At 55.6% G+C, this 514-nt stretch carries 1 protein-coding gene; it reads right to left on the bottom strand.

What is annotated here, in order from left to right; genetic code table 11:
- The coding region (locus TPRIMZ1_RS0113290) for a hypothetical protein (RefSeq protein WP_010260812.1) at positions 1–514 on the bottom strand (514 nt) is incomplete at both ends.

The raw sequence follows: 514 nt of genomic DNA, 5'->3' as shown, positions 1-514 counted from the left end.
GACATTGTACTTAACCAGGACCACATTGTTGCCGGTAGAACTACTCCCCGTAGCGTCTATGCCTGGCCCGTAGGTAAAGGTCCCTGTCCCAAACTGGGCTCCTGCGGCATACACATTCCCGCTCTCGTCTACTGCGACGGAGGTAAAGATAGATGGGTCTGCCCCCGCCGTTACCGTTTTTGCCCACTGGGCCGTCCCTACGGTGTCATACTTAACTAGGACTACATTTTCGGTGATAGAAGTCCCAGTGGCGCTTACGCCGGTACCGTAGGTAAAGGTCCCTGTCCCAAACTGGGATCCTGCGGCATACACATTCCCATTCCCGTCTACCATGACGGAGTAAAAGATAGATCTGCCTGCCCCCGCCGATACCGTTTTTGCCCACTGGGCTGTCCCTGCGGTATCGTATTTAACTAGGACTACATTACCCCTGCCGCCGGGGATGGTGTTGGAATTGGTCCCCGCAACACTTACGCCGGTCCCGTAGGCATAGGCTCCTGTACCCACCTGGTAT

Origin of the sequence: Treponema primitia ZAS-1 (assembly GCF_000297095.1) — a bacterium.
GTDB lineage: Bacteria > Spirochaetota > Spirochaetia > Treponematales > Breznakiellaceae > Termitinema > Termitinema primitia_A.
The sequence above is the reverse complement of the archived record's forward strand: the minus strand, read 5'-3'. Positions and strand labels throughout refer to the sequence as shown.